The following is a 20219-nucleotide window of genomic DNA, read 5'->3' as shown; positions in this document are numbered from 1 at the left end:
AATAGGCGATACAACCCTCGGTTGTTATAGATCGATAAGTTTTCATCTTATGGTAGATCGTTCGATACTGGCTCTCTCTTCTAGCCCAGTTGGCGGCGTGGCACCGCGTCCCTCGGCTTTACGACCGGATGCGCCCCCCGCCCTGCGGCGCGACACCACCACCGAGGCGGGGGCGACGGCGACGTCCGGCACGTTCGCGTTCGGGCGCCAAGCGGGAAGCGCGCCGGTCACGCGCATCACCTGCGTGCATCAGGGCTTTGAGCTCTATGGATCGGACCGCTGCTTCATCGAGACGGTGCGGACCATCCGGGCCGCCCATCCGACCGCGCGGATCGAAATCGTCCTGCCCCGGCGCGGCCCGATCGTGGCGGCGCTCGAGCCCTATGCCGACGCGATCGTGATCGAGCCGCTGTGGATCCTGCGGCGCAAGAACCTCGCCCGCCTTGCCACTTTGGGGATGATGGCCCTGCCCTTCGCGGTGGCCCGGGCGCTCCGGCGGATCCGCGACAGCGATCTGGTCTACATCAACACCACGGTTGTGGCCGATTACCTGCTCGCCGCCCGCCTGCTGCCGGGGCGCAGCATCGTGCACGTGCACGAGATCCCGGAAGGCGCCGTGCTGAAGGTCCTGCGCGGGCTGATCCGCTGGAGCGGCGCGAACGTCGTGTTCAATTCGCGCGCCACCGAGCGTGCCTATGCCCTGCCCGCGGAGGCCACGGCGCGCGTGGTCTATAACGGCATCGCCGGACCGGCGGAACCGAACGGGCGGGATTACGACGGCACGCGGCCCCTGCGGATGCTGATGCTCGGCCGAATCAGCCGGATCAAGGGTCAGGACGTGCTGGTCGAGGCGCTGGCGTCGCTGCCGGAGGCCGTCCGCAGCCGGATCGAGTTGAAGATCGTCGGCAGCGCCTTCGAGGACGCCGCACGCGAGGAAGCGCTGGCCGCGCGGATCGCGGAGACCGGCCTGTCGCAGCTTGTCACCCTCCAGCCTTTCGTGGACGATCCGTCCGCGCTCTACCGTTGGGCCGATGTGGTGACGATGCCCTCGCAGCGTCCGGAATCGCTCGGCCGGGTGGCGATTGAGGCGATGTCCTACGGCGTGCCGCCGCTGGTCACGGATATCGGCGGCCTTCCTGAGGTGGTGGCCGACGGCAAGACCGGCTGGATCGTGCCGCCCGGCGGCCCGGAGCCGATCGCCACGGTTCTCGCCCGCATCGCCACCGATCCAGCCAGTTGGCGCGGCTTCGGCCGGGCGGCCCGGGAACGCTACGAGACCCTGTTCTCGGAGGCCTCGGCTGCCGAAGGGATCGACGCCATGGTGCGCGCGACCCTGCGGCGCGCCCGGAGCCCCGAGACGGCGGTGGCCACGGAACGGACCGCGCGCCCGGCGGCCTGACCAGCGTGTCTTCGGTCCCCGCCTATACAGGACGGGGACCGACCTTTGTCCACGGTCGATCTTCGGTGGACAATCACCGGCACTGTCAAATTCGGTAAGCACCGCGCGACGATAATCGCCGCCGCGCAAGTCGCCGACGATGCCGAGGCTCGCGCAGCGCCGCGTCGGCATGGCGCGACCTGCGCTCCGGCGCGTTGAGCGTCTCAGGCGAATCCGGCGGTTTCCGTCGGCGTGCAGGCCGGGCTGGCGGAGGGAAACGCCTCGTCATGGATGTCGTCCAGTTCATCACGCGGATCATCGACCGGGTCTCGGCCGAGAACCTGGTCGCCGCCGGCCTGCTGTTCGCGACGGCGTTCGGCTGCGCGCTGATCGCGTATCTGCGGACCGCGGAACGCTACTCGTTTGCCGAGTTCTTCGAGTTCGCGCTGCCGCACGAAGTGATGACCCACCCCTCCGCCCGGGCGGACCTGCTGTTCTACGTCACCCGCAAGGCGATCATGCCGTTCCTGCTGATCCCGGCGGGCGTGACGTTCGTGGTGGCGGTCGGCTACGCGACCAATCGGGTGCTGGGCGCCCTGTTCGGCATCGACCAGCCGATCTTCGGCGAGCCCGGGCCGGTGACCGTGGTGCTGTTCACCCTCACCATGCTGCTCGCCTACGACCTGTCCTATTACCTCTACCACACGGCCCAGCACCGCTACCCGTTCTTGTGGGAGCTCCATAAGGTCCACCACTCGGCCGAGGTGATGGTCGGCATCACCAAGGACCGGGTCCACCCCCTCGACGAACTGATGAACCGGGCCTGGGACGGGGTGATCCCCGGGATCTGCTTCGGGATCTGGAGCCTGCTGGCCTTGAACCCAGTCGAGCTGACGGTGTTCGGGATCAACGTCTACATCATGCGCAACATCCTGATGATGGACTTCGTGCGCCACACCCATTTCAAGATCTCGTTCGGCCGGCTCAACGCGGTGATCCTCTGTCCGCACTGGCACCAGCTCCACCACTCGACGGCGCCGCAGCATTACGACAAGAATTTCGGGCTGCTGTTCTCGTTCTGGGACCGCCTGTTCGGCACCCTCCACGTGCCGGAGCCGAACGAGGATTTCACCTTCGGCCTGGTCGATCGCGATGTCGCGGATTATCAATCCCTTTCGGGTCTCTACGTGCTTCCTCTCAAGAAGATGGGCCGGCGGATCGCCCGGCAGGTCCGCCGCCTGCGTGGAATCCCCGCCCAGCCTCGCTCCGGCGCCTGACCATGTCCCCTGAACGTTTCGAGATCGTCCGCACCGCGGAGCGGCTGGCCGCCGTCGGGCCGGCCTGGACCGCCCTGTGGGCCCGCAGCGGCGCCCTGGTGTTCCAGAGCCACGCCTGGATCTCGGCCTGGTGGGCCAGCGCCCCCGACCGCGACCGGCGGGCCCTGGCGATCGTGCTGGCTTGGCGCGGCGACACCCTGGTCGGCGTGCTGCCTCTGGCCACCCTGCGCCGGAAAGGCTTCCGCGTGCTCGAATGGGCCGCGAAGGATTGTTCCGATTTCGGCGACGCCCTGATGGCGGACCGGGCCAATGCCGGTCTCGTCCGGCGGATGTGGCAGCAGGCCAGCCGGGCCGGCGGCTTCGACCTCGCCTATCTTAACCGCCTCCTGCCCGACGCCGCCGCGCGGGCGCTGCTCACCCCCATCTCGGGCAGCACGAGGCTGCGCCTCAACCACCGCGACGAGGCGAACTGGCGGGTGCGGGGCCCCTGGCCGACCGGGCAGGCGTGGTTCGACGCGCAATCGAAGAAGACCCGCCAGAATTACCGGCGCGGCCAGAAATCCCTGGGCGAGCACGGCCCGCTGACCTTTCGGCTGCTCGGACCCGAGGAACCGCTCGGGCCAGTTCTGGACAAGCTCACCCACTTCAAGCGCGCATGGCTCGCGACCCACAACCTGCCCTCGACGGCCTTCTACGACGAGGGCTCGCAGGCGCTGCCCGCCATGGTGGAGGTGCTGGCCGGGACCGGACTCCTGCACGCCTTCGTGCTCGAATGCGGCGGCGCGCTGGTGGCCGTCTCGATCAATTTCGTCCAGGCCGGCACGATGATGGCCTTCGTCACAACCTACGACCCGGCCTTCGAGCGCGGATCGCCCGGCATGGTGCTGATGATGGACTACATCATGTGGTCGATCGACCAGGGGCTGCACACGGTCGATTTCCTGTGCGGCGACGAGGGCTTCAAGGGCCGCTTCGGCACCGAGAGCCTGACCCTCGCCTCGATGATGGGCGGGCGCACCCCGCAGGGCGCCGCGGCCCATCTGGTCGACCGCACCGGGCACGTCCTGAAGCAGCGCTTCGGCAAGACGGACAACGCGGCGACCCACGCGGCCGAAGCGGCGGCGTGACTCGCGAACCCGTGCTGGTTGCGAGGAGAGCGTGCCGTCGGGGCGCTGAGCGTTCCGACGGCAGCAGGCAGCCCCGCTAGGGCGATCCCGTCGCCGAAACGCCCGCGCCGCGCCCGCCCCGCGACGACGCCCGAAACGCCCCCACCGACCAGATCAGCGTCGCGATCTCGGAGGCGAGAAGCCCGAGAAGGGCCGTGTCCGGCGGCATCAGCAGCAGGAGCGGCACCATGAGGGCGAAGCCCAACGCGGCGCTCGCCACGGCCCCGGCCGTGATCGTCCGGAACGCCGCGGAGGCTTCGAGATAGGCGCGCGGGATCGCGTAGAGCAGCGACGTCGTCACGACGGCCCAGACGCCGAGCCCGATCCAACCCATGGGCTGGGCGGCGAAACGCCCCTTGAACAGCACCTGCTCGATCAGCGGCAGGGTCGCGGCCATCACCAGCCCGTAGACCAGGCAGGCACAGCCGATCAGCAGGACGTGGCGCATCACGAGCCGGCGGGCGGCCTGGACCTGGCCGGCGGCCAGCAGGCCGCTGATCTCCGGCAGGACCATGTTCATCAAGGCGCTCGTGGGGATGCGCAACGGCGCGTAGAGCACCAGCGTCGCGGCGATCGGCGCGTAGGCGGCGGGACCGGCCAAAAGGGCGAACAGGAGTGTCAGGCCCTGGCCCTGCACGGTGAGGCTGGTGACGCCGGCGAGCGACCAGGCCAGGGTCCGCCAGATCGCCCGGTAGCGCGCCCGCGCCCGGGCGTGGAGCGAGATCCGCAGGCGTTGCCGCAGGGCCCCGTAGGCCACCGCGATGGCGATGGCATGGGCCAGCGCGATCGCGAGGAACGCCCGGTCGAGCAGAGCCGCGCCCTCCCCGCTCACCCCGCGCCACACGAAGGCGGCACCGCAGACGGCGTAGACGAGATCGCTCAGACCCGCGATCCGCGGCCGCCCGCGCGCCAGCAGCACGATCCGGAGATAGCTGCGGAAGCCGTACAGGCCCACGAACGCCCCGGCCGCCAGGGCGCCGAGGCCGATCACCGGGATCAGCGCCACGGAGGTGACGACCGCCATCAGCACGGAGACCAGGGCTGCGCCGGAGCCGAACATCACGTCGTAGCCCAGAGCCGCCGGGCGGCCGAGGCTCCGGGCGAGGTGGAGCGTCGCCGGCACCGCGACCAGGGCGCGGATATAGGTGATGCCGACCGCGCCGACCGTGAACACGATCGCGAACAGCCCGTAATCGTGCACCCCGAGTTCGCGCACCAGCAGGATGTTCAGCGCGAAGTGGAACAGGCTCTGGATCAGCTCGCCGGAGAGGATCACGGCGAACCGTCCGGAGAGGCCGGCGCGCGCCGTCGCGATCAGGTTCAGGCGGCGGGCCGGCATGGAAAGGGTCTCACCGGGTCGCGGCATCGGTCTCGGCATGATGGTGTGGGGCGGCCTTCTTCCGGTGACGACGGCCGCGCTTCGATCCGGTCATCTAGGGGCGGGGTCCGGGACGGCATCCGCATTCGCCCGGGCACGGCCCGGAAACTCTCAACCCTGCGCGTCCGTTCGGTCTCCGGCGCCGCGGCCGAGAACGTGTCCGAGTGCGCTGACGCAGCGGGCGACATCCTCCGCGTCGGCCCAGACATGGGGGCTCAGGCGCAGTGCCCCTGACCGCTCGCTCACGAAAACGTTTGCCTCCTGCAGACGATCCACCAGGTTTCCGGGCAGGCCCCCGGGCAGCCGTGCCCCGAGGATGTGGCCCGCGCGCAGAGGCTCCGGCACGACGGCCAGGCCCAGCCCCGCGACGCCTTCGGCCAGGTGGTCGGTGAGGTCGCGCAGCCTGGCCGCGACGGCCGGCATGCCCCACCCGGCGATCAGGTCCAGGCCCGCCGCCGCCATGGAGAGCGCCACGGGATCGTTCAGTTCGCCGCGATCGTAGCGTCGGGCTCCGGCCACCGGCGACCGGTTCCCGGTATGCTCCTCGATCGGCACCCCGTCCTGCCGGCCGGGCGCGGCGTACAGGAAGGCGACGCCGTAGGGGCCGAGCGCCCATTTGTAGGTTGGAAAGGCCAGGAAATCGGGCCGCCAGCGGGCGACGTCCACCGGCATCGCCCCGACGGCCTGAGTGGCGTCGATCACCAGGGCGGCGCCGGTGTCGCGCACCGCCGGAGCGAGCCGGTCGAGATCGATCAAGCCGCCATCGGTCCAGTGCAGGGGCGTCAGGGTGGCGACGGCGAGGGGCTTCGCCGCGGGGCGCCGGATGGCTTCCAGCAGGGCCGCCGTCCAGTCGCCGTCCGCCGGCCGGGCGACCTCCTCCACGACGAGATCATGAGCTTCCGCCAGCCGGTCGAAGGCGTAGCGCAGGGATGGGAACTCGTCGGCCACCCGCAGCAGCCGGCCGCCCGGCGCAGGGGCGAGGTTGCGGGCGGCCGTCGCCATAGCGTGGCTCACGGACCCGACGATCGCCACGTCGTCGATGCCCGCTCCGATCAGCCGCGCCGCCGCCGCGCGGGTCCGCTCGGCGAGAGCCGGGATCGCCGTCCGGGGAAAGGTCCAGGGCTGGCTCTTCACCAGGATCCCGGCCTCGCCCGCCGCCCGCACGGCCCGCGGCAGTGGCGACCACGCCGCCGCATCCAGGTAGACGACATCCGCGGGCACCTCGAACAGGTGGCGCTGGCTGGGAATCGGTTCGACGCGCGGCATGATGGCCGGGACCGTAGGAGATCGCGCGGGCCGCCGCCATGGTCCGGACTTGATCGCTCAGCCCCGATGCCGCAAGCCGGCAGGCTACAGCCCCGCGAGGCAACCGTGCCGACCTGCTCCCTACCCAAGACCGATATCGCGTCCCGATGGGACGCCTGAGCCGCGACTGCTTCGATGCCGGGCCCGCGCCGATGCGGGTCGCCGAGGCGGTGGCGCTGCTGCGCGCGCGGCTGCCGATCCTGTCGGGGATCGAGTCGGTCCCCGTCGAGCGCGCCGACGGGCGTGTGCTGGCGGAGGATCTGATCGCCCCGATCGATCTCCCCCCGTTCGATAATGCCGCGGTCGACGGCTACGCGGTGCGGGCCGGCGACCTTGCGCGGGCGGGCGAGACCCGGCTGCCGCTCGGCGGCCGCGTCCCGGCCGGCCACGCGCCGGCCGATCCCGGGCCGGGCTTCGCGGTGCGGATCTTCACCGGGGCGCCGATGCCGCCGGGCACCGATACGGTGGCGATGCAGGAGGATGTCCGGCTCGACGGCGACGCCGTGATCCTGCCGGCCGGCCTCGCCCCGGGCTCCAATCGCCGCCGCGCCGGGGAGGATGTGGCCCGCGGCAGCCGCGCGATCCCGGCCAGGACGCGGCTGGGGCCGCGCCACCTCGCGCTCGCCGCCGCGCTCGGCCTGCCCGCGCTGCGCCTGCGGGTGCCGCTCAAGGTGGCGCTCTTCTCCACGGGCGACGAGCTGACCCCGCCCGGCCACGAGCTGCCGCCCGCCGGCATCCACGACGCCAACCGGCCGATGCTGGCCGCCCTGCTGCGGCGGCTCGGCGCCGAACCTGTCGATCTCGGCATCCTGCGCGACGCGCCCGGCCCCCTGCGCCAGCGCCTCGAAGCGGCCGCCGCCGCGCATGACCTGATCCTCACTACCGGCGGCGTCTCGGTGGGCGAGGAGGATCACGTCCGCGCAGCCGTCGAGGCCTCGGGCGCCCTGACCTTCTGGCGGCTGGCGATCAAGCCCGGCCGTCCGGTAACTCTGGGCCAGGTGACGGGAACCCCCTTCGCCGGCCTCCCGGGCAACCCGGCCGCCGCCTACGTCACCGCCCTCGCCGTGCTCCGCCCCCTGGTCCTGCATCTCTCGGGCGCGCACGACGCGGCGCCGACGCTGACCATCCGCAGCGGTTTCGACCGGGAGAAGCGTCCGGGCCGGCGGGAATATCTGCGCGTCTGCCTTCGCGCCGGAGCGGACGGCGTACCCGAGGCGGTGCCGGCGCCCGGCGGCGCCCTGTCCGGCCTGGCGGCCAGCGACGGGCTGGTGGAGCTGGCCGAGGATCTGAGCGCCGTGCGAGTCGGCGATGCCCTGCCGTATCGACCGCATGGCGATTGGAGTTGAGCTGTTGTTCCCTCTCTCGAGCCTGTAGAGCGTCAAGCCCGATCACGCCGCCCTGTTCGAGACACCGTGTCCCTGCTCGCCGACCGCGCCCCCGCCAAAGTCAACCTGACGCTCCACGTCCTCGGGCGGCGCGCCGGCGACGGCTATCACGAACTGGAGAGCCTGGTGGCCTTCGCGGGCAGTGCCGACCGCCTGGCCCTCGACCCCGACGCACCGCTCGGCCTCACCGTCAGCGGCCCGACCGCCGGTCCCGCCGGCCCGACGCAGGACAACCTCGTCCTGCGCGCCGCCCGCGCGCTCGCCGCGAAGGTGCCGTCGCTGCGGATGGGCGCGTTCCATCTGGTCAAGCGGCTGCCGGTCGCGGCCGGGATCGGCGGGGGCTCCTCCGATGCCGCCGCCGGCCTACGGCTGCTCGCGTGCCTCAACGGCCTGGCGCTCGACCACCCGGCCGTCATCGCGGCCGCGCGCGAGACCGGGGCCGACGTCCCGGTCTGCCTCGACCCGCGGGCGCGGATGATGCGCGGCGCCGGTGAGGCGATCGGCCCGGCCCTCGGTCTCGCGCCGATGCCGGCGGTGCTGATCAATCCCGGCGTGCCGGTGCCGACCGCCCCGGTCTTCAAGGCTCTGGGCCTCGCAGTCGGCCAGAGGCTCGACGGCGCGCCGCATCCCGCGATCGCCGAGGGGCTCGGCGCCGACGCCCTCGTGGCGGCGCTCGCCCCGGCCCGGAACGATCTGGAGGCGCCGGCGCTCACGGTCGCCCCGGTGATCGGCGAGGCCCTGGCGGCCCTGCGCGACCGGGGCGGATGCCGCCTGGCGCGGATGTCGGGCTCGGGCGCGACGGTGTTCGCGCTGTTCACCGATCGGCGCGCCGCCGTGCGGGCGGCCGCCACTCTGCGGGCCGCGCGTCCGGGCTGGTGGGTGGCGCCGACCTTCCTGCGCTGAGCGAAGGACGGCTCCCGTCAGCTCCCGGCCGTACCGGCGCGCACCCGGCCGCGGCGGAAATACGCCCGGCGCTCGGCCTCGGCCCGGACCGTCGTGGCGCGCACCTGCAAGAGGTCCTTGCGGGTGAGAAGCCCAATCAGCGCGCCGCTCTGCGGATCGGTCACGGGCAGGCGCCCCTGCCCGGCCGAGAGCATTACGTCGAGGGCGTGCGAGACCACGTCGCCCGGATGCACGACGGCAAGGTCGGCATCCGAGACGCGCTCGGCGAGGGTGCCGTCAGGCCCGTCGCCCTCCCCCGTCTCGACCGTCCAGCGCAGGGCATCGTTGCGCGTGACCAGCCCCATCGGCCGCCCGGCGCTGTCGACCACCGGATAGGCGTGATGCTCGCCGGCACTGATCGCCGCCAGGGCCTCGCCGAGCGAGAGCTCTCCGTCGAGGGTCTCGACCGCGCGGGTCATCACCGCCTCGACCCGGGCGAGGTCGTAGGGGTCGATGCCGTATTCCCGGGTCACGTGCTGGCCCCGCCGGGCGATCTTCTCGGTGAGGATCGAGCGCTTGAGCAGCAGCACGGTCACCGCATAGGCCGCCATCGTGGCGGCGAGCAGCGGCGCCAGGGCGGCGACGTCCCCGGTCACCTCGACGGCGAACACCACCCCTGTGAGCGGCGCCGGCAGGGTCCCGCCGAGCATCGCCGCCATGCCGAGCAGCGCCCAGAAGCCGTGCGCGCCCGGCAGAACGAGCCCGATCAGCCAGCCGATGGCGCCGCCCAGGATCAGCAGCGGCGCCAGCACGCCTCCGGATGTGCCCGACGACAGGGCCGCGAGCCAGATCACCGCCTTCACCACCAGGATCGTCAGCACGGCGCCAGCCACCAGATGCCCGGCGAGGAGATCGCGGATCACGTCGTAGCCGACGCCGAGCGCCCGGGGCTCCACGAGGCCGCCGAGGCCGACCACGAGGGCGCCGAGGGCCGGCCACCACATCCAGTGGATCGGCAGCTGGCCGAACCCGTCCTCCAGCGCGTAGAGCGCGCGGGTCAGCACGCCCGAGATCAGTCCGCAGGCGACGCCGAGCAGGGCGCAGGCGGGCAGGCCCCACCACGGCAGGGCCGGGTTGTCGGCGAAGGGGAAGAGCGGGCCGGCCTCGAATAGGGCTGGGCGCCAGCAGGCCGCCGTCACCGCCCCGACCGTCACCGGCACGAGGCTGCGCGGCCGCCACTCGAACAGCAGCACTTCGACGGCGAGCAGCACGGCCGCCACCGGCGTCCCGAAGATCGCCGTCATGCCGGCGGCGGCGCCCGACACCAGCAGGGTCTTCCGCTCGGCCGCGCTGAGATGGAAGAACTGCGCGAACAGCGAGCCCACCGCGCCGCCCGTGACGATGATCGGTCCCTCTGCGCCGAACGGGCCGCCGGTGCCGATCGCCACCGCCGAGGAGAGTGGCTTGAGCACCGCCACCTTCGGTGACATCCGGCTGCCGCCGATCAGGATCGCCTCCATGGCCTCCGGGATGCCGTGGCCGCGGATCTTCTCCGAGCCGTAGCGCGCCATCACGCCGACGATCAGCGCGCCGATCACCGGGATCGCGATCATCCACGGCCCGGGCGTCGCGCCGGCCAGGGAGGTGAGTGCGGTGTCGAGCCGGCCGTACCAGACGGCGTTGGTCACGAGACCGATCAGGGTCAGCAGGATCCAGGCTGTGCCGGAGGCCGCCGTGCCGGTGATCACCGCCAGCCCGGCCAAGGTGAGCACGCGGCGATCCGCGCTGAAATCGCCGAGCGCCCGCCGCAGGGGCCTTTCTTTCGAACGCTCGATCCCTGGTCCGCCGTCCATCCGATCCTCCAACCGCCTGCGGTTAATTACATCGTGATACGATATATTAAATGACCGCACGTCTGCGCGACGGTGCGACGGGGACGGCGAGCGCCTATGGATCGGTACGCGGTTGCGCTGGGCGCCGCGCGGGAGCGGCCGGAAGACAACCATGGACGCCGACGATCCTGAGACCGGGTCGCTCTCTCAAGAGCAGTACGCCGCGCTGGCCGAGTTCCGGTATCGACTGCGGCGCTTCCTGGCCTTCAGCGAGGCGGCCGCAGCCCGGGCCGGTATCCCGCCCCAGCAGCACCAGGCCCTCCTGGCCCTGGCCGGCCATGCCGGCCGCGCGCCGCCGACGGTCGGATTGCTGGCCGAGCAGCTCCTGATCGCGCCACACAGCGCGGCCGAGCTGGTCGCCCGGATGGTCGAAGGCGGCCTGTTGACCAAGGAGCGGTCGATCCAGGATCGCCGGCGCAGCGAGCTCGCGCTGACGCTCCGGGCCGAAGCGTTGCTGCGGGCCCTGACCGCGGCACATCTGGAGGAGCTGCGCGGCTTGGCGCCAGCTCTAGCCGATGCGCTGACACCCGCGGCATCTTGACGCGCTGCGGGACCGCTGGTTTCCTCCCGCATGGAGTGACCGGATGGCGGATCGAGTCGGTTCGGACGCGCACAGCGTCAAACTTCGCGGCTTCTACGCGTCCCTCGTGGCGGGCCAGAGCGCGGCAGCCGACAGGCGTATCGAGGAGGCCTTCGCGGCGGTCCCGCGCGAGCCGTTCGCCGGGCCGGGTCCCTGGTCGATCCTGGCCGCCAATGTCTGGCGGTCGCGGGACCGCGGGTCGCCCTACGTGACGACCCCGGACGACGATCCGGCGTTTCTCTACCAGGATGTGCTGGTCGCTCTCGACGCCGCCCGCTCCATCAATATCGGCCAACCGAGCCTGCACGCCCTGTGCCTCGACGCGCTAGCGCCCCAGCCTGGTGAGACCGTGATCCAGGTCGGCACCGGCAGCGGCTATTACACGGCGCTGCTCGCCCATCTGGTCCGACCGGAGGGCCAGGTCCACGGTTTCGAGATCGATCCCAATCTTGCCGAGCGGACGGCGCGCAACCTGGCGCCCTGGCCCTGGGCCCGGGTCGAGGCGCGCTCCGGCGCGTCGGACGGGCTGCCGCAAGCCGACGCGATCTACGTCAATGCCGGCGCACCGCGCCCGGCGCGCGTCTGGCTCGATGTTCTACGGCCGGACGGGCGGCTGCTATTCCCGCTCCAGCCTCGCTACGGACGGGGCGGCATGCTGCTGATCTGCAAGGTCGCCGGTGCCGCCGCATGGCCGGCCCGGTTCGTCTCGCCCTCGGTCTTCATTCCCCTGCAGGGCCTGCCGGAGGCTGACACGGAGGGGTTGTCGGAGGCCTTCGCCCGGGGGCCGCTGATGGCCGTCCGCGCGATCCGCTTCGGCGAGAAGCCCGATGCGAGCTGCTGGTACGATGGCGGCGATTGGTGGTTGTCCACCCGTGCGCCGTGAGGCCGCCGACGGCTATCTGAACGGGCACGCCGCGAAAGCCGGGAGCGCAGATCGTCAACCGGGTCGCCCGCCGCATGGTGGTCCATGCTCATCGGGACGGCGGTCAGGCACAGTTCGTCCAGCGGCCCGTGCCGAGGCGGGTCGGCGCCAAGCTGGGGCTCCTGTTCGATCGCGTGCGTGAGAAGCTCGGCTAGACTTGGACAATCGAGCGCATGGCGGCCGAGGCCGGGCTCAGCCTGCGCAGCCTCCACCGCCACGTGCGCGACGCCACCGGCCAGGCGCCGGGGACTTGGCTCATTGCCGAGCGGCTGGCCGAGGCGCGGGCGATGCTCGAGGAGACGACCCGCTCGGTGGACGAGATCGCCCGGCTGGTCCGGTTCGGCTCCGCGCCGGCCCTGCGCAGCCATTTCCGCAGCCTCTTGGGCGTGACGCCCACCGCCTATCGCGGCGCAGCTTCACCACCGGACCCGCGAGGGCTCTGCAGGACGCCGCCTGAGCCGCCGCCTCAGCGCGCGCGGGCGACGCAGAACTCCACCGCGCCGTCGAGCGCGGCCTTCACGGGCCCGTCCGGGAAGATGTTCAGAGCGGCGCGGGCCTGAGCGCCGTAATGGTGTGCGCGGGCCACCGTCTCCTCCAGGGCGCCGTGGCGCTGGAGCAGGTCGAGGGCGGTGCCGAGGTCGTCCGCGCCGATCTCGCCCTGCTGGAGGGTCCGCCGCCAGAAGCCGCGCTCGCCCTCGCTTGCCCGGCGGTGGGCCAGGACGATCGGCAGCGTGATCTTGCCCTCGCGAAAATCGTCGCCGACATTCTTGCCGAGCGCGGCCGAGGTACCGCCGTAATCGAGCACGTCGTCGATGAGCTGGAAGGCGATGCCGAGATTCATCCCGTAGGCGCGGGCGGCGTCCTGCTCGGCCTTCGGCCGGCCTGCCAGAACCGGCCCGACCTCGCAGGCGGCGGCGAACAGCTCGGCGGTCTTGCCGCGGATCACCGCCAGGTAGGCGGCCTCGTCGGTCTCGAGGTTCTTGGCGTTGGTGAGTTGCATCACCTCGCCCTCGGCGATCACCGTGGCGGCGGCGGACAGGATGTCGAGCGCCCGCAGGGAGCCGACCTCGACCATCATCCGGAAGGCCTGGCCGAGCAGAAAGTCGCCGACCAGCACCGAGGCCTCGTTGCCCCACTTGATCCGGGCGGCGACGCGGCCGCGGCGCATGTCGCTCTCGTCGACCACGTCGTCGTGCAGCAGGGTCGCGGTGTGCATGAACTCGACGCTGGCGGCGAGCTTCACGTCCCCGTCGGCGTCGCCGGCATAGCCACAGAGCTTGGCGCAGGCCAGCGTCAGGATCGGGCGCAGGCGCTTGCCGCCGGACGCGATCAGGTGGTTAGCCACCTCAGGGATCATCGCCACGTCAGAGCCGGTCCGCGACAGGATCGTGGTGTTGACCCGCGCCATGCCGTCCGCCACCAGCGCGACGAGGTCGTTCAGCCCCGCCTCGGCCTCGGGCTTCGGATTCTCGATGGAGAGGGCCATACCCAAGATCCGCGACCTCCAGTCCGGTTCCCCCGCGGGGAGCGGGCGATCCCTTCGCACGCGCCTCGCGGCGCCGCAACATCGGCGCCGCTGGGATATGGTGCGGGGAGCCTGCGCAGCGAACGCGACGAATGCGCCGGAAGCCCGGCCTCCCGCCGAAGAATTGCGATGATCGTGCTGATTTCTGCGAATGACCCGGTTCTGATCGGCTTCGCCCGCGCGGTGCTCGAGGCGGCCGAGATCCCGGTCCTGGTGGCCGATACCCATATGAGCGTGATGGAAGGCTCGATCGGGGCGTTCGGCCAGCGGCTGATGGTGCCGGGGGATTGGGCACCCCAGGCCCGCCGGTTGCTGAAGGATGCCGGGCTCGCCCACGAGTTGCGCGACCCGTGAGCGATGCGCCGGACGCGTTCCTGGGCGGGATCCTGCGCCTGCACCAGCCGCAACGGGGGGCGCACCGGGCGGGGACCGACGCGGTGCTGCTCGCCCGATGGCTGGCGCCGGCGGTGGGGGAGCGGCTCTGCGACGTCGGCGCGGGCACCGGCGCGGTGGGCCTGGCCTGCGCCGCGCTCAACCCCGGCAGCCGCCCGACCCTGGTGGAGCGCGATCCGGACCTAGCCGGGCTCGCCCGGGCGAACGCCGCCCTCAACGGACTCGACGCGACCGTGATCGAGGCGGACATGCTCGCCGCCGCGGCCGAGCGCCGCGCCGCCGGGCTGGAGCCCGACAGCTTCGACCTTGTCCTGACCAACCCGCCGTTCTTCACCGCGGGCCGCCACCGCCCGTCCCCGCATCCCGGCAAGGCGACGGCGCACACATTCCCCGAGGGCAGCCTGGATTTCTGGATCCGCGCCTGCACGGCGATCCTGCGGCCGGGGGGGCGGTTCGGGCTGATCCACCGGGCAGATGCCCTCCCGGCCTGCCTGGAGGTGCTCCAGGGCCGCTACGGCGGGATCGCGATCCGCCCGGTCCATGCCAGAGCCGAGGCCCCGGCGATCCGGGTGCTGATCGCCGGGACACGGGGCAGCCGGGCCCCGACGAGCCTGCGGCCGCCCCTGGTGCTGCACGGTGACGATCCCCGGACCTTCGCCCCGGAGGCCGAGGCGCTCCACCGGGGCGCCCCCTGGCCGCCGGCCTGATCAGGCCGCCAAAGCGGTCGGCGCCACGTCGCCGATGCCGAGGAACCGCTCGACGGCGGGCAGATCCGAGAACCCCAGAAATTCCGGGCGCAGGGGCTCGGGCAGCCCGTCGAAATTGAGCCCCGGGAACGTGTCGGGATGCGGGTAGAGCTGCCACTCGGCCCCCGGCTCCACCGGCGGGAACAGGATCGCGACCTTCTCCTCGCCCAAGCGCACGATCCGGGTCGGGCTGTAGGACAGGGTCTCGATGCTCCAGTTCCGGTGATGGTCCCGGCGGGCCTTCAGGGTACGGCGGCTCGGCGCGCGATGCATGGCGGTCTCCTGCGGTTGGGGGATGGTATGGGGGTTCAGGCGGCGCTGCGGCGGCCGGTGCGCTTCGGCCAGCCGAGGGACACGAGGCGCGCCTTGGCGTAGTCGCGCACCTCGTCGCGGGTGCCGGGCGGCATCGCCGCCAGGATCGCCTGCGTCGCGCCGTCGAGCATCAGGTCGGTCACCGCGTTGATGGTCTCGGCCTCGTCGATCCGGCGCTTGAGGTCGCCCTCAGCCTCAGTGACCTCGTCGAAGGGCTGGGCCTCCTCAAAATCCTCGTCCACCGCCCGGACGGTGGGCAGCTGGGCGCGGAACTCGTCGGCCTCCTCCTCCGAGTAGACCAGGCCGTGGAGCTCGATCAGCTTGAGGATGACGCGGTCCTTCCCGCGCTTCTCGGCCATGGCGTAGACGTAGGCCGCCTGCTTGCCCGAGACGCGGTAATTCACGTTGACCAGCGCCTCGCCCATCGACCACTCGATCCGGTCGGGCGTCTGTTTCGCGCCGGCCTTGGCGCCGGGCAGGCGCCCGGTCACCAGCAGCACGGCCTCGTCACGCTCGGCCCGGATGATGGTCGGCGGGTCGAACACGATCCCGGCCTGCGCGGCGATGCGCTCCAGGGTCTTGTGATAGATCACAGCCGTGCCCTGCACGCGCCAGACGTTGCCCCCGAAGGGCTCCCCGTAGCGCACCAGGATGTCGGCGATCTGCTTGTCGGCGGTTCGCATGCGGGGCTCGTTCCGGTGTGAGACAGCTGCGTCATCCACAGCTTTCTACGGCGACGCTCTTTGTTCCTGTTTTGTTTCACCGTATATGCGTGATCGCGGGGGCGTGCGCAAGGGTTGCGGCGCGTTCGCCCTGTCGATTGGGGGGCTGCGTCAGTGCGTGCGGGCGTGCCGCGGGCACGCGGAGACGGTTCGGTCGCAGGGTCGATCGGCTTGAGGCGGGGGCGGTGATGGTGCGATCGTTCGGATGTGCTTCGGGGCTCAAAGCGTGAGACAAAACCGCGGTGAGCGGGTTGGCCAGGTATGGACGTTCTCGTACCCGACGACCGCTGGGCGAGGATTGAGCCGCTGCTGCCATCCGAGCCTGAGAAGCCGAAAGGTGGCCGGCCACGCGCCTCGGATCGGGTGGCACCGGCGGGGATCATCCCTGTGCTGCGCACCAGCATGCAGTGGAAGCATCTGCCGCGTTCCCATGTCGGCTGCAGCGGCAAGACGAGTTGGCAGCGGCTGGGCGCGTGGCAGGCAGCTGGCTTCTGGGCGGGCCTGCGTCGCGCGATGCTGGAGCAACTTCAAGATGCGGACGCGCTCGATCGGTCGCGCGCTGCTCTCGACGGCGTGAGCCTGCCGGCGAAAAATGGGGTTCCGCAACGGGGCCGAACCCGACGGACTGGGGCAAGCCGGGCACAAAGCGCCACCTCGTCGTGGGCGCCAGGGGTACGCCGCTCGGCCTGACCCTCACCGGGGGCCAACTGCAACGACAGTCGTATGCTGGCGGCTACCCGCGACGCGGTGCCGGGGGTACGCACCGGCCGCCGTGGTCGCCCGCTTCCGCCGGCTGACCATCCGCTACGCGCGGCGCGCCGGCCTCCACCTCGCCTTCCCCACGCTCGCCTGTGCCCTCATCTGTAGGGCACAGCTCGAAAGGTCTTGTCCCTGACTCTCAATGGTTGTTGTGCGCAGCAAGATAATTGCCAGATGTCGCTGCCCCCTCCGGCTCGGAAAGTGAAAGGGCGGACTCCACGTCCGGCTCGTCATTGGAAACCCGAAGACCGTCAGCCGACCGGGTGAACGTCACATGCATCGCCGGTTGGCCAGCAGCGCGGGGCGCCGAGAGCGTGACGGATTGTTCGGGCGTTCCGAGCAGAGTCTCAAATCGCGTGGCCGCCCCACCCTCCGCGGCCGTCGTGACGACGAGCAGAAATCCGTCTCTCTGATCCGTGAAATAGGCAATGCCGCGAGTCAGGCCCAAGGTAATGGAATAGGCCTGCAGAGATTTTATACGCCTGTCCATGGCATAAACGGTATCCGTCAGCCAGAATTGCGCGCAGATCGCAGCAATCGAAGACATGCAGACGCGATATCCGATTTTTGACCAGGTCTTAGTCATATTCAATTCCATCTTAGAATTAGACCGTCGCATCACCGCCTCCGGGCGATCCCGTATCGACTACGATTGTGTGCGACACTGGACTTTATTCCACCGATCTACGCCGCAGAGGCACGTCGATTTGCCGCCGCGGGGATTGCATCGCCATGACAAGTCCGCGGAACCGCGCTTCAGATGAAATATTCGGCATCCGCGCGTGGGCTATCGCGGCTGTGCCCGGCTCGGTCGCGTGCGGTCACCGGCGTTCCGACGCGCATCCTGCCGCAACAGGTGCGCGCACGAACCGCGCCCGGACAGCCGCGAGGCCGGCCTCGTGGCTGTCCGGGCGGCGCATGGCTGAGCCGTCATGAAAAGCTGCGCGCCCGGGACCGACCGACCGCGTCGCGTTCGCCGCCCGGCGCCGCGTGGCAATCAGATTCCGGAGGTCCGCTTCAGAGATCTTCAGAGATCTTGCGCGGGCAGCTTGAGCGATCGCGTCGGGGGCAGACCCTTTGAAACTCGTTGTGCGAGCTGATCTTCCGAAACCGGGCGCGCCCAGATCCACCTGGCCCGGCCGTGGAGTCGGTCGCCGTCCCCTCGCGACGAACGGCGGTTCGCGCAAGGCGGGTATAGCGCCGGCTATCGCAGATGCTCGGCAAGGGACACGGCCCAAGGCGCCAGCAGCCCTGCCTGTGCTCGTAGACATAGGCCTCGGGCGGGCCGAACGTCGCGCACCCCCATCCTCGGCCCGGCCAGCCCTGTCCAGGGGACTAGCTCATCGCCGACCCACGGACGGACCCGCCTGCATCTACCCAGGGCCTTGATGGCGCGCGAAGCCGCCTCCCGGAACCGGTGCCCCCCACGACGCCCGATCTCTGACAGACGGCTGACCATGCGCGCCGCTCTTAAGTCATTGAGGGACCAGAATACCCGCCTCGCTATGCCCAGGCGCTGCCGGAGGAAGATAGAAATCCCCCTGGCAGATGGCGTCACGCCTCACGCGATCCGGAGGCGGGACAACCGGACAGTCCGAAAAGCCCGGTCCCGGTCAGGTCAACGGATAGCGCCCAGAGCCGCTCAGCCGCTCCGAGATCCACGGCATAGGCCTTGACACCCACGAACGGCTCGCTGGCCGCTTCCGCCCGCACGGCCACGTCGCAATCCTCGCAATAGAGGCCGCCCAGCCCGTCGAGCAGCGGCGCGGTCGCGGCCCAAACCTGGGTGGCGGCGCCCTGGGCCGGCGTCTTGAAGGTTGGGTCGGCCAGCGCGCCGGACGCGTCGAGCCAGCCCTCCGCGATCATCTCGGCCCGGGTCAGGTGGCGCTGGAGCGGCGTGAGGATTTTCCCCGGATGCAGCGAGAAGGCACGGATGCCCCGGTCCCGGCCGAGCCGGTCGAGATGGACCGCGAACAGGGCGTTGGCGGTCTTCGCCTGGCCGTAGGCGCGCCACTTGTCGTAGCCAGACGCGAAGTGGGGATCGTCCCAGCGGATCGGCGAGAGGTGGTGCCCGGCCGAGGAGACCGCGATCACCCGAGCACCGGGCCGGAGCAGCGGCAGGAGGCGGTTGGTCAGGGCGAAATGACCGAGATGGTTGGTCGCGAATTGCGCCTCCCAGCCGGGCCCGACCCTTCTCTCCGGGCAGGCCATGAGGCCCGCATTGTTGATCAGCCAGTCGATCGGCCGGCCGGCGGCCAGGACGCCCTCGGCGAAACGCTGGACGCTCGCGAGGTCCGACAGGTCAAGGGCACCGACCGTGACTCCGGGGATCGCCTGGGTCGCGATCCGAGCGGCGTCCGGATCGCGGGCGCCGACCAGGATCGTCGCGCCCGCTCCCGCGAGCGCCCGGGTGGTCTCCAGGCCGAGGCCCGAATGGCCGCCGGTGACGAGGGCGTGCCGCCCCGTCAGGTCGCGTCCGACCAGGACGTCGGCGGCGGTGCTGCGGGGGCCGAAGCCCGATCCGAGGGGCTTCTGGTGATCGATCATGGTCCTGCTCCGCGGCGGCGAAGCGATGCCGCCGTATCCCCGGGATGATCGACCCGAGGTGCCGGACGCTCCATGCTGCGCCGTCCGCGAATCCTACGCGGGCGTCCGGTCGTCGCCATGGATCCGCTTTCCGACGTGCTATCCCTGCTCAAGCCCCAGAGCGTGCTCAGCGCCGGGCTCGATGCCGGCGGCGCCTGGGCGATCCGCTTCCCCGCCCATGACGGGATCAAGTTCAACACGGTGATGCGCGGCGCCTGCTGGGTGTCGGTGGAGGGTGAGGCCGAGCCGGTCCGGATCACGGCCGGCGACTGTTTCCTGCTGACCCGCGGGCGGCCGTTCCGGCTCGCCACCGATCCCGGGCTGCCGGCGATCGACGCGGCCACGATCTACGATCAGGCGGTTGACAATGTCGCGACCTGCAACGGCGGCGGCGCCTTCTTCCTGATCGGCGGGCGGTTCTTCTTCGAGGGCGCTCCGGCCGGCCTCCTGTTCGACGCGTTGCCGGCCATCGTGCATGTCCGGGACGCCACCAACCAGGCCACGATCCTGCGCTGGGCGCTGGAGCAGCTGGCGGCCGAGCTGCGCCTGAGCGCGCCCGGCGGCACCCTGATGGCCGACCATCTCGCGCAGATCATGCTGCTCCAGGTGCTGCGGCTCTGGCTCGCTTCGGGCCGGCCGGTCGGCTGGCTCGGGGCGATCGCCGATCCGCGGCTGACGCGGGCGCTCACGGCCCTGCATGCCGAGCCGGCGCGGCGCTGGACGCTCGCGGCGCTGGCCGGCCGCGCCGGCATGTCGCGCACGACGTTCGCGGAACGGTTCAGGGCGGTGGTGGGGCAGCCGCCGCTGGCCTATCTGGCCGGCTGGCGGATGCAGCTCGCGGCCGACCGGCTGCGCAGCTCGGATGCGCGCGTCGCATCCATCGCGTATGCCGTCGGCTACGAATCCGAGACCGCGTTCCGCACCGCCTTTCGCCGGCATATGCGGTGCACGCCGATGCAGTATCGGCGGAGAATGGCCGCATTGTTGCTGCACCGCACCCTGCGCTAAAGC

General features: G+C 71.2%; 19 protein-coding genes and 1 pseudogene. 12 read left to right on the top strand and 8 right to left on the bottom strand.

The window, feature by feature from the left end; translation table 11 throughout:
- Nucleotides 1-97: 97 nt before the first annotated feature.
- The 3 genes from AKJ13_RS10585 to AKJ13_RS10575 all read left to right on the top strand — a co-directional run bounded on the left by AKJ13_RS10585 (nt 98) and on the right by AKJ13_RS10575 (nt 3782).
- The gene (locus AKJ13_RS10585) at nt 98-1399 is read left to right on the top strand and encodes a glycosyltransferase family 4 protein (RefSeq protein ID WP_050733309.1); all 1302 of its coding nucleotides are present in this window, start codon (nt 98-100) and stop codon (nt 1397-1399) included.
- 266 nt (nt 1400-1665) lie between these two features.
- Nucleotides 1666-2655: a sterol desaturase family protein gene (locus tag AKJ13_RS10580; RefSeq protein WP_050733308.1), complete on the top strand. Its 990-nt coding sequence runs from the start codon at nt 1666-1668 to the stop codon at nt 2653-2655.
- Nucleotides 2656-2657: 2 nt separating this feature from the next.
- On the top strand, nt 2658-3782 hold the full coding sequence (locus tag AKJ13_RS10575) for a GNAT family N-acetyltransferase (RefSeq protein ID WP_050733307.1): 1125 nt from the start codon (nt 2658-2660) through the stop codon (nt 3780-3782).
- Nucleotides 3783-3858: 76 nt separating this feature from the next.
- Here the strand turns inward: AKJ13_RS10575 and AKJ13_RS10570 are convergent, their stop codons facing one another.
- Nucleotides 3859-5160 (bottom strand): hypothetical protein, encoded by a 1302-nt coding sequence (locus AKJ13_RS10570; protein WP_050733306.1) that lies wholly within the window; start codon nt 5158-5160, stop codon nt 3859-3861.
- 150 nt (nt 5161-5310) lie between these two features.
- Nucleotides 5311-6465 (bottom strand): aminotransferase class V-fold PLP-dependent enzyme, encoded by a 1155-nt coding sequence (locus tag AKJ13_RS10565; RefSeq protein ID WP_050733305.1) that lies wholly within the window; start codon nt 6463-6465, stop codon nt 5311-5313.
- Nucleotides 6466-6611: 146 nt separating this feature from the next.
- Here AKJ13_RS10565 and glp point away from each other — a divergent pair, with 146 nt between their 5' ends.
- On the top strand, nt 6612-7850 hold the full coding sequence (gene glp, locus AKJ13_RS10560; RefSeq protein WP_050733304.1) for a gephyrin-like molybdotransferase Glp: 1239 nt from the start codon (nt 6612-6614) through the stop codon (nt 7848-7850).
- Nucleotides 7851-7916: 66 nt separating this feature from the next.
- On the top strand, nt 7917-8792 hold the full coding sequence (locus AKJ13_RS10555) for a 4-(cytidine 5'-diphospho)-2-C-methyl-D-erythritol kinase (protein WP_050733303.1): 876 nt from the start codon (nt 7917-7919) through the stop codon (nt 8790-8792).
- A 17-nt stretch (nt 8793-8809) separates the two neighbouring features.
- On the opposite strand, the gene AKJ13_RS10550 is transcribed toward AKJ13_RS10555, so the two are convergent.
- On the bottom strand, nt 8810-10624 hold the full coding sequence (locus tag AKJ13_RS10550) for a chloride channel protein (RefSeq protein WP_050733302.1): 1815 nt from the start codon (nt 10622-10624) through the stop codon (nt 8810-8812).
- A gap of 151 nt (nt 10625-10775) precedes the next feature.
- On the opposite strand from AKJ13_RS10550, the gene AKJ13_RS10545 reads away from it, so the two are divergent.
- From AKJ13_RS10545 to AKJ13_RS30335, 3 genes are all read left to right on the top strand, one after another.
- Nucleotides 10776-11204 (top strand): helix-turn-helix domain-containing protein, encoded by a 429-nt coding sequence (locus AKJ13_RS10545; protein WP_050733301.1) that lies wholly within the window; start codon nt 10776-10778, stop codon nt 11202-11204.
- A 43-nt stretch (nt 11205-11247) separates the two neighbouring features.
- Nucleotides 11248-12126 (top strand): methyltransferase, encoded by an 879-nt coding sequence (locus AKJ13_RS10540; protein WP_050733300.1) that lies wholly within the window; start codon nt 11248-11250, stop codon nt 12124-12126.
- Nucleotides 12127-12338: 212 nt separating this feature from the next.
- The gene (locus AKJ13_RS30335) at nt 12339-12725 is read left to right on the top strand and encodes a helix-turn-helix domain-containing protein (protein WP_082316914.1); all 387 of its coding nucleotides are present in this window, start codon (nt 12339-12341) and stop codon (nt 12723-12725) included.
- Here the strand turns inward: AKJ13_RS30335 and AKJ13_RS10530 are convergent.
- Nucleotides 12632-13651: a polyprenyl synthetase family protein gene (locus tag AKJ13_RS10530; RefSeq protein ID WP_050733298.1), complete on the bottom strand. Its 1020-nt coding sequence runs from the start codon at nt 13649-13651 to the stop codon at nt 12632-12634. The genes AKJ13_RS30335 and AKJ13_RS10530 overlap by 94 nt on opposite strands.
- A 168-nt stretch (nt 13652-13819) precedes the next feature.
- On the opposite strand from AKJ13_RS10530, the gene AKJ13_RS10525 reads away from it, so the two are divergent.
- Together AKJ13_RS10525 and AKJ13_RS10520 are read left to right on the top strand one after the other, a co-directional pair.
- Nucleotides 13820-14044: a DUF2007 domain-containing protein gene (locus AKJ13_RS10525; RefSeq protein WP_050733297.1), complete on the top strand. Its 225-nt coding sequence runs from the start codon at nt 13820-13822 to the stop codon at nt 14042-14044.
- On the top strand, nt 14041-14790 hold the full coding sequence (locus tag AKJ13_RS10520; RefSeq protein ID WP_050733296.1) for a methyltransferase: 750 nt from the start codon (nt 14041-14043) through the stop codon (nt 14788-14790). Before AKJ13_RS10525 ends, AKJ13_RS10520 begins: the two co-directional genes overlap by 4 nt.
- Here AKJ13_RS10520 and AKJ13_RS10515 read toward each other — a convergent pair whose 3' ends face one another.
- Together AKJ13_RS10515 and AKJ13_RS10510 are read right to left on the bottom strand one after the other, a co-directional pair.
- The gene (locus AKJ13_RS10515) at nt 14791-15102 is read right to left on the bottom strand and encodes a hypothetical protein (protein ID WP_007561941.1); all 312 of its coding nucleotides are present in this window, start codon (nt 15100-15102) and stop codon (nt 14791-14793) included.
- 35 nt (nt 15103-15137) lie between these two features.
- A complete protein-coding gene (locus AKJ13_RS10510; RefSeq protein ID WP_050733295.1) occupies nt 15138-15824 on the bottom strand; it encodes a hypothetical protein in 687 nt (228 codons plus the stop codon).
- A gap of 300 nt (nt 15825-16124) precedes the next feature.
- Between AKJ13_RS10510 and AKJ13_RS30330 the strand changes: the two are divergent.
- Nucleotides 16125-16758, top strand: a pseudogene (locus AKJ13_RS30330) (IS5 family transposase).
- 3 nt (nt 16759-16761) lie between these two features.
- On the opposite strand, the gene AKJ13_RS10505 reads toward AKJ13_RS30330, so the two are convergent.
- Complete coding sequence (locus AKJ13_RS10505; RefSeq protein WP_144426229.1) at nt 16762-17208, bottom strand: hypothetical protein; 447 nt, start codon at nt 17206-17208, stop codon at nt 16762-16764.
- Between the two features lie 968 nt (nt 17209-18176).
- Entirely contained in the window at nt 18177-19169 is a 993-nt protein-coding gene (locus tag AKJ13_RS10500) for an SDR family NAD(P)-dependent oxidoreductase (protein ID WP_050733293.1), read from the bottom strand.
- Between the two features lie 117 nt (nt 19170-19286).
- Here AKJ13_RS10500 and AKJ13_RS10495 point away from each other — a divergent pair, with 117 nt between their 5' ends.
- Nucleotides 19287-20216, top strand: a complete 930-nt coding sequence (locus AKJ13_RS10495) for an AraC family transcriptional regulator (protein ID WP_050733375.1) — start codon at nt 19287-19289, stop codon at nt 20214-20216.
- Nucleotides 20217-20219: the final 3 nt, after the last annotated feature.

Source organism: Methylobacterium sp. ARG-1, assembly GCF_001262595.1.
Lineage (GTDB): Bacteria > Pseudomonadota > Alphaproteobacteria > Rhizobiales > Beijerinckiaceae > Methylobacterium > Methylobacterium brachiatum.
This window is presented reverse-complemented; position numbering and strand designations above follow the sequence as displayed.

Bases quoted from the DNA above. Each gene is read 5' to 3' on its own strand.
- AKJ13_RS30335 (WP_082316914.1), top strand. From the start codon at position 12,339: ATGGCGGCCGAGGCCGGGCTCAGCCTGCGCAGCCTCCACCGCCACGTG.
- AKJ13_RS10515 (WP_007561941.1), bottom strand. From the start codon at position 15,102: ATGCATCGCGCGCCGAGCCGCCGTACCCTGAAGGCCCGCCGGGACCAT.
- AKJ13_RS10565 (WP_050733305.1), bottom strand. From the start codon at position 6,465: ATGCCGCGCGTCGAACCGATTCCCAGCCAGCGCCACCTGTTCGAGGTG.
- AKJ13_RS10550 (WP_050733302.1), bottom strand. From the start codon at position 10,624: ATGGACGGCGGACCAGGGATCGAGCGTTCGAAAGAAAGGCCCCTGCGG.
- AKJ13_RS10495 (WP_050733375.1), top strand. From the start codon at position 19,287: ATGGATCCGCTTTCCGACGTGCTATCCCTGCTCAAGCCCCAGAGCGTG.
- AKJ13_RS10510 (WP_050733295.1), bottom strand. From the start codon at position 15,824: ATGCGAACCGCCGACAAGCAGATCGCCGACATCCTGGTGCGCTACGGG.
- AKJ13_RS10545 (WP_050733301.1), top strand. From the start codon at position 10,776: ATGGACGCCGACGATCCTGAGACCGGGTCGCTCTCTCAAGAGCAGTAC.
- AKJ13_RS10575 (WP_050733307.1), top strand. From the start codon at position 2,658: ATGTCCCCTGAACGTTTCGAGATCGTCCGCACCGCGGAGCGGCTGGCC.
- AKJ13_RS10525 (WP_050733297.1), top strand. From the start codon at position 13,820: ATGATCGTGCTGATTTCTGCGAATGACCCGGTTCTGATCGGCTTCGCC.
- glp (WP_050733304.1), top strand. From the start codon at position 6,612: ATGGGACGCCTGAGCCGCGACTGCTTCGATGCCGGGCCCGCGCCGATG.
- AKJ13_RS10570 (WP_050733306.1), bottom strand. From the start codon at position 5,160: ATGCCGGCCCGCCGCCTGAACCTGATCGCGACGGCGCGCGCCGGCCTC.
- AKJ13_RS10500 (WP_050733293.1), bottom strand. From the start codon at position 19,169: ATGATCGATCACCAGAAGCCCCTCGGATCGGGCTTCGGCCCCCGCAGC.
- AKJ13_RS10530 (WP_050733298.1), bottom strand. From the start codon at position 13,651: ATGGCCCTCTCCATCGAGAATCCGAAGCCCGAGGCCGAGGCGGGGCTG.
- AKJ13_RS10505 (WP_144426229.1), bottom strand. From the start codon at position 17,208: ATGACTAAGACCTGGTCAAAAATCGGATATCGCGTCTGCATGTCTTCG.
- AKJ13_RS10580 (WP_050733308.1), top strand. From the start codon at position 1,666: ATGGATGTCGTCCAGTTCATCACGCGGATCATCGACCGGGTCTCGGCC.
- AKJ13_RS10540 (WP_050733300.1), top strand. From the start codon at position 11,248: ATGGCGGATCGAGTCGGTTCGGACGCGCACAGCGTCAAACTTCGCGGC.